7 protein-coding genes and 1 pseudogene are annotated in these 6015 nt (G+C 44.6%); 4 read left to right on the top strand and 4 right to left on the bottom strand.

Features of this window, described 5'->3' with window-relative positions; genetic code table 11:
• Positions 1 to 137: pseudogene (locus tag QTN95_RS19475) on the top strand (IS4 family transposase); the annotation flags it as partial.
• Between the two features lie 46 nt (positions 138 to 183).
• Here the strand turns inward: QTN95_RS19475 and yiaY are convergent.
• The 4 genes from yiaY to QTN95_RS19455 form a co-directional block, all read right to left on the bottom strand.
• Positions 184 to 1332 carry an L-threonine dehydrogenase gene (gene yiaY, locus QTN95_RS19470; protein ID WP_138972017.1) on the bottom strand — a complete coding sequence of 383 codons (1149 nt, stop codon included), beginning with the start codon at positions 1330 to 1332 and terminating at the stop codon, positions 184 to 186.
• 293 nt (positions 1333 to 1625) lie between these two features.
• Entirely contained in the window at positions 1626 to 2276 is a 651-nt protein-coding gene (gene elbB, locus QTN95_RS19465; RefSeq protein ID WP_331418663.1) for an isoprenoid biosynthesis glyoxalase ElbB, read from the bottom strand.
• Between the two features lie 70 nt (positions 2277 to 2346).
• On the bottom strand, positions 2347 to 2481 hold the full coding sequence (locus tag QTN95_RS19460; RefSeq protein WP_276608339.1) for a hypothetical protein: 135 nt from the start codon (positions 2479 to 2481) through the stop codon (positions 2347 to 2349).
• A 133-nt stretch (positions 2482 to 2614) separates the two neighbouring features.
• Positions 2615 to 3523 (bottom strand): LysR family transcriptional regulator, encoded by a 909-nt coding sequence (locus QTN95_RS19455; protein ID WP_331418661.1) that lies wholly within the window; start codon positions 3521 to 3523, stop codon positions 2615 to 2617.
• A gap of 95 nt (positions 3524 to 3618) precedes the next feature.
• Here QTN95_RS19455 and yjjG point away from each other — a divergent pair, with 95 nt between their 5' ends.
• From yjjG to QTN95_RS19440, 3 genes are all read left to right on the top strand, one after another.
• Positions 3619 to 4293, top strand: a complete 675-nt coding sequence (yjjG, locus tag QTN95_RS19450) for a pyrimidine 5'-nucleotidase (protein ID WP_331418660.1) — start codon at positions 3619 to 3621, stop codon at positions 4291 to 4293.
• An 89-nt stretch (positions 4294 to 4382) separates the two neighbouring features.
• Positions 4383 to 4598, top strand: a complete 216-nt coding sequence (locus QTN95_RS19445) for a cold shock domain-containing protein (protein ID WP_331418658.1) — start codon at positions 4383 to 4385, stop codon at positions 4596 to 4598.
• A 496-nt stretch (positions 4599 to 5094) separates the two neighbouring features.
• Positions 5095 to 5691: a DUF1294 domain-containing protein gene (locus QTN95_RS19440; RefSeq protein WP_331418657.1), complete on the top strand. Its 597-nt coding sequence runs from the start codon at positions 5095 to 5097 to the stop codon at positions 5689 to 5691.
• Positions 5692 to 6015 lie beyond the last annotated feature (324 nt).

Genomic DNA, 6015 nt, shown 5'->3' with positions numbered 1-6015 from the left:
CGATCCCCAAAAAGTTAAGGGCGATGCGAGAGCGAGTGAAGCGCTACATTCTGCCAGAGCGAAAAAAACGGCCCAAATCAAGGACCGTTCGTATGAATAAGACTCGCTATCCAGTTCGTTCCAAACACGTTAAGTGATAGGAGTTATCCCGAAGGAGGCTAGGACTAAAGGAAAAGACTTTAATTACATAGCGGCTGCAAAGATTGCTGAAATTTCTTCATGCGTTGCTTGTTTAGGGTTAGTAAAACCACACGCATCTTTTAGTGCATTGTCTGCTAGGGTTGGGATGTCTTTAGCATCTGCACCAAGCTCTTTGATACCCGATGGAATACCTACATCTTTAGCTAGCGCAACGATAGCGGCAATTGCCGCTTCAGCGCCTTGTTCTGCGGTCATATCTTTAACATCGACACCCATCGCTTTCGCAACGTCACGTAGACGATCTGGGCAGACCTGAGCATTGTAGCGTTGGACATGAGGAAGCAGAATCGCGTTACAGACGCCGTGTGGCAGGTCATAGAAGCCACCTAGTTGGTGCGCCATTGCGTGTACGTAGCCCAACGATGCATTGTTAAACGCCATACCTGCCATAAATTGTGCGTAAGCCATTTGTTCACGCGCTTCAATATCATCGCCGTTTTCGACCGCAGTGCGAAGGTGAGCTTGAATGATTTCGATCGCTTTGATGGCAACAGCATCAGTGATAGGTGTTGCTGCGATAGAGACATAAGCTTCAACAGCATGGGTTAATGCGTCCATACCTGTTGCAGCAGTCAGCGAAGCAGGTTTAGCTAACATTAGCTCTGGATCATTGACGGATACGAGCGGTGTTGTATGTTTATCGACAATCGCCATTTTTATGTGGCGCTCTTCATCAGTGATGATACAGAAGCGAGTCATCTCAGAAGCTGTGCCAGCCGTTGTGTTGATTGCGATCAGTGGCAGCATTGGTTTAGCTGATTGGTCTACACCCTCATAATCTCCAATCTTGCCACCGTTGGAAGCGACCAATGCGATACCTTTAGCGCAGTCATGAGGTGAACCGCCACCAAGGGAAATTACGAAGTCACAGTCGTTATCCATAAGCAGTGCGAGACCATCATTCACGTTGCTGATTGTCGGGTTTGGTTGAGTACCGTCAAATACCACAGTGTCTACTTGGCGCTCAGTCAATAGATCTTGAACTCGTTTTACAACACCAATCTGATTAAGGATTTTGTCAGTTACGATCAGGCCTTTTTTAAAACCTTGAGCTTGAATATTGTCTGCTGCGTCAGTCAGGCAGCCAGCGCCCATTAGGTTTACAGTAGGGATAAAAAATGCACTCGTCATTGGATTGCTCCATATTGTTATATTTGAAATCTGCATTTAGATTCGCATAACTATCCAACCTCAAATCTTGATCTCAAACAATTTTGCTACCCAAAAGTGGTAGGTGTTGCAGCAAAATGTGAACTCCGACCAGTTCAATTTGTATTGAATGTAAGTTGTTAAATATTAGTGGGTTAGCGCAATCGTTTTCTCAACTCAAACAGAAATTGTCAAAATTTTTTGCGTTCAGAGCAAACAAAAAGCCCCTGTCAGTAGGAATACCGACAGGGGCTAAATAGCGCATAGATATCTAGCTAACTGAGTGAGACTAATTTCTCGACTAGTGCTTCGATTCCTTTTGCTGCTTCAGAGATGTTTTCGGCGAGCATATAGGCGGGTGTCGAGAGCACGAGATGTTGCTCGTCAAATACAACTTGGTCTACTTGCGACTCAACGTGAAGGCCGCCTAGGGTATTAAAAGCCGCAGCGGTCGCAGCATCGTTACCAATAGTGGCTTTGACGCCTTGGTCGTAAATGAGCGGAATGATTGTTGGAGCAATGCACAGGTATCCCGCGGGTTTACGTGCTTGAGCGAACGCTCTGCATGCACTAGCAACATGAGTGTTAATGCTACATTCTGCACCTTTTACCGCGAAATCGGTGAGATTCTTCGCGGCACCAAAACCTCCAGGAAGCAATAGTGCGTCGTAATCATCGACATTGAGCTTTGCAACATCCTCTATTTTCCCGCGTGCAATACGTGCCGCTTCAACCAAGACGTTGCGTGTCTCTTCCATCTCTTCACCGGTCTTGTGGTTTATAACATGAAGTTGATCGATGTTGGGCGCGAAACAGTGCCAGCTCGCACCTTGTTTTTCAATCGCGTGCAGCGATAGTACGGATTCGTGAATTTCAGCCCCATCAAAGACACCTGAGCCACTGAGTATTACGGCAACTTTCTTCATTGTTGTCCTCCCTTGTTGTTGTGCGCTGTTAGCGTAGCCAATTAATAACCGCTACGGTCTGATTAGAGTCTCATTCTTCCAATTCGCGTGACTCATTGGGATCTGATTGCTGGTCGGTGTCACCGCTATCCTCTTGCTGTTCTTCGGAATAGTTCTTCACCACAAAAGGAATTAGCATGATGTTAGAAGGAAAGAATCGTTTCATATCGGACGCCTCCTAGGCATTTAGCAATACCTAGATTGTGACTGGAGAATAACGGAGAAAGTTTGTTTCAGGTCATAAAGTCTTGCGTAAATCACTTCAACAAGAATAGTTGAGCATGGAGTCACATTAATGGTTAACACTTATCCCAGTAGGGGGTGTCAGTGCCCAATCGTTCGTTGATGAAATCCAAGAAAACTCTAACTTTCAATGGCATATGTTTTCTTTCAGGAAAAACGGCATAGACGGCATGTACTGGTAACCGGTAATCGGCAAGGACAACTTCAAGACGACCTGCATGGATGTCCTTGGCCGCAATGAATGTTGGTAAGTTCCCAATGCCTGCACCCTCTAATACTGCACGACGAATCGCTTCGCTGTTGTTCACTGATAAACGACCTTTAGGAACAACGCGATACTCTTGCCCAGCCGAATTGAGGCTCCACTCGGTACCACCGCGATAGTAGCTGTACTGTAAGCAACTGTGATTGACCAGATCGCTAGGCTGCTGTGGGCGGCCATGTTGTTCTAGGTACTCTTTTGATGCACATAGCACGCTGACACATGGTGCGAGTCTTTTCGCAATTAGGTTTGATAAAGGCAGGTGGCCAATACGGATGCCGATGTCAAAACTGTCTTGTATGAGGTCAACCATTTGGTCTTCGAGTTGCAAATCAATTTCTACATCAGGATAGAGAGCGAGGAACTCTGCAATCAGAGGAGCCACGTGTAGGACACCAAAGGACATGGGAGCCGTCACTTTTAGCTTACCGCGAGGCTTGCCTTGCAGCTCGCTAACCGCATCTAGTCCTTGTTGTGCTAGGTTTAGAGATTGCACGACATACTCGTAATAGCGTTGACCCGCTTCCGTTAAACTCAGTTTTCGTGTGGTGCGATTAAGAAGTCTAATTCCTAGTTCATCTTCTAAGTGGGTGATTCGTTTACTGACGGCGGATTTGGTGAAATTGAGTTTTTCGGCTGCGCCAGAGAAACTGCCATTTTCAACCACTGAGACAAAAACAGGTATCGAAGAGAATGCTTGCATAGTTGACTGTAGGTAAACAATAAATTTCTTAACTTAGAGATTATCATCTTATTGAAAACAATCTACACTAGCGATGAAATTTTTAGGAGATAGCAATGAAATACGATTGGATCTTGTTTGATGCTGACGAAACCCTGTTTCACTTTGATGCCTTTAAAGGGATGCAGCTCATGTTCTCGCGCAAGGGGGTAGAGTTCACTTCACAAGATTTTGAGCACTATCAAACGGTCAATAAGCCTCTATGGGTTGATTATCAAAATGGCACCATCAGTGCCGATGATTTAAAACACACTCGCTTTCAAGAGTGGGCAGACAGGTTAGATACGACCACCTCTGAGTTAAACAGTGCTTTTCTAGAGGCAATGGCTGACATATGTACCTTACTTCCAGGAGCAAAAGAGCTGATGGAAGCGGTTCATGGCAAGGCGAAGATGGGTATCATCACTAATGGTTTTACCGAGCTTCAGGCAATCAGACTTGAAAGAACCGGTATGAGCCAATATTTCGAACACGTCGTGATATCCGAGCAAGTGGGTTTTGCTAAGCCCGATACAGCCATTTTTAGCCATGCGATGGAGAAAATGGGGTCGCCTTGTAAGAGCAAAGTTCTCATGGTGGGAGACAACCAACATTCTGACATCCTAGGTGGACTTAATTTTGGTATCGAAACCTGTTGGTTAAATAGTGTAGGGGCTGAAGCAGATGTCGATATTTCGCCGCACTACACGGTAAGTTCTCTGCATGAGCTGAAAGATATTTTGCTGGCTTAGCAACTATTTTTTATTAACAGTGATCGAAGTGAACCTGTGCGCAGTAAGAATAACAGAATTCACTGTTACTGTTATAGCGAGGAAGCAGCATGTCAGTTCTTGGAAAAATCATCGATTTAGATCCGAAGTACGGGTATGGCTTTATTGAAGATGAAAACTGCAACGATAAGGTGTTTTTTCATGTTCGTGATATGCGTGGCACTTCAATTGACGTTCATGTTAATGAGTTGGTGGAGTTTGATGTTGAGTCTGACCTCAACGGCTGTCGAATCGCGCTCAACATTTCACCTATGGTCATGAAGTAACGAATATTTCTAAGCTTCAGGTGCGTGAAGTGTAATGTAGCGTTCGAGACATTTGCCAGTCGATGTCTCGAACCTTGTATCGGTAATCGTGAGCGTCTCGATTCTATCAATTCGAAAATGCCGATAACCCTTTCTCAATTCCCACCAAGGGTCCATACTTTTCCCTAAAAGATTTGTCATAGTGGTTGTAAACAGCGAGAAGAATTTCCGGCACAAAAATCGCAAATTCTTCTCGCTGTGCTTTAAGCATATCTGGCAACACAGATAAAACTTTAGTCGAAGCGGAGCGCGATGCCTGAGCGAATTCATCGTCTGATCAAGCTCGCTCATCTCTATCGAATGGTCGTGCCAGAACCTGTCAGTCGTGTTCTAGATCAAATAATTTAAGCAAAGTTGGTTAGAATATGCGCATTGTATAATATGTGTGCTATAGCTGATGTTAACGCAATAATAATTATAAGCTTATCGCAACTTCAGGCTAGGTAAGGGAAATAACATGGCAATACAAGGAACAATTGCTCAATGGGATCAGAGCAAGGGTTATGGTTATATTTCTGTAGAAAACCAAGATACTCAAATTTTATTTCATATCAATGATTTAGAAAATAACTCTCGGTTACCCTGTGTCAGCGAACCTGTGGTATTTCGTTTAGGATCTGATAGTAATGGAACCATGAGAGCGGTCGACGTAACTCGGCCTTTGGTGTTTAATTTTTCTCTTGCTATAGCTGTCTGGTTCTGTAGCGCACTTTTCGGTAGCGTCGTCTTGCTAGATTTTCCACTCATATCCTGCGTACTTTATTTTGCCGCCAGCACAGCCACATACACCTTATATGCGTTAGACAGACACGCAATGATGAACGGTGGGTGGCGAGTTCCGGAAGTCGCCTTCCATATAATGAACGTGTGTGGCGGATGGGTTGGGGCTTTGCTTGCTCAGTCGATTATGCATCACAAGTATCATGATATTGGATTTAAGTTCCTCTTCTGGTCGACCTTGGTACTCAATATTGCGTTGTTTGCTTGGTCATTGACCAGTGAAGGTGCTTTTTTACTGGAACAAGCGATCTCAATGTTGCGCTCTATTTCGTGAGAAGAACCCGCCTCTAATACGGTTTGATATCACAAAGCCCCCATCTGGGCCAGCTCCTATCACTTAACGTGTTCGCAACACACTGGATAGCAAACCATACTGTTGCGAACGACCCCTCTGTAGCAGTGGGGTATTTTCTGATATTTCATCATTTGTGATGGTTCACAGTCTCCTCGGTGCATTTCTTGCTTCCGGGCAACTTTTTGCTCGATCTGGGCAAGATCTTGCTCGATTCGAGCAAAAAGTTGCCCAGCTCGTATATTAACAAATGCTTAAATTGTTGAAATATATACATTTTCATTTTGGCACGCTTTTTGACTAAGA

This window comes from Vibrio sp. M260112 (assembly GCF_036533775.1).
Classification (GTDB): Bacteria; Pseudomonadota; Gammaproteobacteria; order Enterobacterales; family Vibrionaceae; genus Vibrio.
Note: the sequence above shows the minus strand (reverse complement) of the source record. Positions and strands in the feature narration are given on the sequence as shown.